2 protein-coding genes and 1 pseudogene are annotated in these 2,708 nt (G+C 65.4%); 1 reads left to right on the plus strand and 2 read right to left on the minus strand.

The window, feature by feature from the left end:
* Positions 1 to 962, plus strand: a pseudogene (locus VN856_RS20555) (spermidine synthase); the annotation flags it as partial.
* Here VN856_RS20555 and VN856_RS20560 read toward each other — a convergent pair.
* Together VN856_RS20560 and VN856_RS20565 are read right to left on the minus strand one after the other, a co-directional pair.
* Positions 959 to 1,714 carry a YebC/PmpR family DNA-binding transcriptional regulator gene (locus tag VN856_RS20560; RefSeq protein ID WP_325692368.1) on the minus strand — a complete coding sequence of 252 codons (756 nt, stop codon included), beginning with the start codon at positions 1,712 to 1,714 and terminating at the stop codon, positions 959 to 961. The pseudogene VN856_RS20555 and the gene VN856_RS20560 overlap by 4 nt on opposite strands.
* 200 nt (positions 1,715 to 1,914) lie before the next feature.
* Positions 1,915 to 2,556: a class I SAM-dependent methyltransferase gene (locus tag VN856_RS20565; protein WP_325692370.1), complete on the minus strand. Its 642-nt coding sequence runs from the start codon at positions 2,554 to 2,556 to the stop codon at positions 1,915 to 1,917.
* Between the last annotated feature and the right edge of the window lie 152 nt (positions 2,557 to 2,708).

Below are 2,708 nucleotides of genomic sequence, written 5' to 3' on the forward strand. Positions count from 1 at the left end.
CGATTTTCCTGCTGCGACAAGTGGTTAGCGTCCGGCAGCTGATCACGGCACTGTGCGCGCTGGCCGCGGCGCTGGCGCTGCTGGCCACGCTGCTGGTGCGTGCTGCCGACATCGAGATCACCAGTCGCCAGCGGCTTTACGCCGATCCGATCATCGCCTACCGTCACTCGGCATATCAGGACATCGTGGTGACCCGCCGGGGCACCGACATGCGCCTGTACCTCGACGGTGGTTTGCAGTTCTCCACCCGCGACGAGTACCGCTACACCGAGAGCCTGGTCTATCCCGCGCTCGGTGCCGGTGCACACTCGGTGCTCGTACTGGGTGGCGGCGACGGACTGGCGGCACGTGAACTGTTGCGCACTCCGGGCGTCGACAAGATCGTGCAAGTCGAGCTCGACCCCGCGGTCATCGAATTAGCCCGCAGCACAATGCGTTACGCAAATGGCGGGTCACTGGACAACCCGCGGGTGCATGTCGTGACCGGCGATGCGATGAAGTGGTTGCGCGATACGAAGTCACCGTCGTTCGATGCGATCATCGTCGACCTCCCCGATCCCGATACTCCGGTGCTGGGCAGGCTGTATTCGACGGAGTTCTATGCGCTGGTGTCGCGCGCGCTGGCGCCGGGCGGGCTGATGGTGGTGCAGTCGGGCAGCCCGTACTCGACCCCGACTGCGTTCTGGCGCACGATTTCCACCATCACCGCAGCCGGTTTCGCGGTCACGCCGTACCACGTCTATGTGCCGACGTTCGGCGACTGGGGCTTTGCACTGGCGCGAAGGGGCGACCAGGCGCCGCACCCGGTTCTGCCGCGCGATGCGCCGTCGCTGCGCTTTCTCAACCCTTCGGTACTCGACGCCGCGACAGTGTTCGCTCCGGACGTGCAGCCTCGCCCGCTGGAGCCGTCAACGCTGGAACACCCGCGCGTCGTCGAAGACATGCGCCACGGGTACGACTAGTCCTCGTCGAGCGCAGCCAATACCTCATCGGACAGGTCGACATTGGTCCAGACGTTCTGCACGTCGTCGCTGTCCTCCAGCGCGTCAACCAGTTTGAACACTTTGCGGGCGCCGTCGACGTCGACGGGCACGCTCACTGATGGCTGGAAGCCGGCCTCCGCGGATTCGTAGTCGATACCGGCATCCTGCAGAGCCGTGCGCACCGCGACGAGATCGGTGGGCTCGGACACGACTTCGAAGCTCTCACCCAAGTCGCTGACGTCCTCAGCCCCGGCCTCCAGGACAGCGGCCAACACGTCGTCCTCGCTCAGACCGTTCTTCTCCAGCGTCACCACACCTTTGCGGGTGAACAGGTAGGACACCGAGCCGGGGTCGGCCATGTTGCCGCCGTTGCGGGTCATGGCGACCCGCACCTCACCGGCCGCGCGGTTGCGATTGTCGGTCAGACATTCGATCAGCACCGCAACGCCGTTGGGTCCGTAACCCTCGTACATGATGGTCTGGTAGTCGGCGCCGCCGGCTTCCTCACCGGCCCCACGCTTGCGGGCCCGTTCGATGTTGTCGTTGGGCACCGACGTCTTCTTGGCCTTCTGGATGGCGTCGTACAACGTCGGGTTGCCCCCGGGGTCACCGCCGCCAGTGCGCGCGGCGACCTCGATGTTCTTGATCAGCCGCGCGAATTCCTTGCCACGGCGCGCGTCTTTGACGGCCTTTTGATGCTTGGTGGTGGCCCACTTGGAATGGCCGCTCATCAGCTACTACCTCTTCTGTCGCCCTAATTCGCCTGCCGAGTCTACGTGGGCGTTCCGGTCACGACGTTTCCGCGGCACCCAGGCGTCACAGAAGCCGGGGCAGACCGTTCTGCCCGCCTCGTAGCGAAACTAGCGAGACCGCATCACGGAATTCGCTCGGAGGCGGGCACAAAGCCACTTCCGCCCAGCGCTGACGCCGTTCACCCGCTCGGTTTGATCCAGCGCCACTGCATCGACTCCCACGAACGCGCGTCGGGCAGTGTCTCGCTGACCGCTCGCACCACACCGGGCCACCAGTCGGGGTGGTAGTCATCGCCGGACAGCCAACCGCCAGGCATGACCTTGGGCGCCCACGCCTCGATATCGGCGACGACGCTCTCGTACTCATGCCGCGCGTCGATGTGCACCCATGCCAGCGAACCGTCGGCGAAGAAGTCGGCGGCTGCGACCGAGTCGCTGATCAGCAGTTGGATAGTGTCGGCAAGGCCGCAGTCGATGATGTTGCGGTGCAACAGCCCCGCGAAGGTTCCGCCACCGTGGTCGACCGCGGGGCCGTGAGCGTCCTCTTCGCCGCGACCTTCCGGCCCGCTGCCCCGCGCCGTGTCAACCCCGACGATCCTGATGTCGCGGCCCGCCTCGCGCACCACTTCGCCGAGTGAGCAGATGCTGCGCCCCAAGTAGCAACCCACCTCGACGAACCGGCTCCCGTCGGCGAAATGGGCAGCGGCCTCCTCTTGGTGATCGCGCCAATGGAACCAGCCAGGAATATCGCGCCAAGTGCGGACAGGTTTGTCGAATTTGTTGGTCGACGCGACGCCAGGAGCCAGTTCCATGGTCAGCATTTACACCGCGTCGCCTCATTTCAAACGCCACGTACCGTGGAAGCGGTGACGACGCAAAGCCCGCTGCGCGCGGTACGGCAGGCGCTGGGCAGCAGCTTGTTCGAGATGATCGCCGGTCCTGAGGGCCCTTCACGACGCGAACGCATCCACCA

Source organism: Mycobacterium sp. (assembly GCF_035603715.1).
Lineage (GTDB): Bacteria > Actinomycetota > Actinomycetes > Mycobacteriales > Mycobacteriaceae > Mycobacterium.

What these genes read in the sequence shown, in the direction of transcription:
- VN856_RS20565 (WP_325692370.1), bottom strand. Translation starts at nt 2,556, where the DNA reads ATGCTGACCATGGAACTGGCTCCTGGCGTCGCGTCGACCAACAAATTC.
- VN856_RS20560 (WP_325692368.1), bottom strand. Translation starts at nt 1,714, where the DNA reads ATGAGCGGCCATTCCAAGTGGGCCACCACCAAGCATCAAAAGGCCGTC.